This is a genomic window from Exiguobacterium sp. SL-9 (assembly GCF_004336985.1).
Taxonomy (GTDB): Bacteria; Bacillota; Bacilli; order Exiguobacteriales; family Exiguobacteriaceae; genus Exiguobacterium.
Genome location: NZ_SJUO01000055.1, coordinates 1 through 379, shown reverse-complemented (window position 1 = coordinate 379; position 379 = coordinate 1). Strand labels below are relative to the sequence as shown.

The 379-nt window shown below is 55.9% G+C and carries 1 protein-coding gene; it reads left to right on the top strand.

Annotation, left to right across the window (positions count from 1 at the left end):
* Positions 1–31 precede the first annotated feature (31 nt).
* On the top strand, positions 32–379 hold a 348-nt coding region (locus EVJ34_RS15635), incomplete at its 3' end, for a helicase HerA-like domain-containing protein (protein ID WP_131486177.1).

Below are 379 nucleotides of genomic sequence, written 5' to 3'. Positions count from 1 at the left end.
ATACTCCAGGCAGGAAACTGGAGGATATCTCATGAGTGAACCCCTGTTAATTGCCCGCACGCCGGACACAGAACTGTTTTTACTGCCGGGAATGGCTAACCGTCATGGGCTGATTACCGGCGCAACGGGGACGGGTAAAACCGTTACGCTGCAAAAACTGGCGGAGTCATTGTCGGAAATCGGCGTGCCGGTGTTTATGGCTGATGTGAAAGGCGATCTGACCGGCGTCGCGCAGGCAGGAACGGTGTCGGAAAAACTGCTCGCAAGGCTTAAAAATATCGGCGTCAATGACTGGCAACCGCATGCCAATCCGGTGGTGGTGTGGGATATCTTTGGCGAGAAAGGCCATCCGGTGCGGGCGACGGTTTCGGATCTGGGG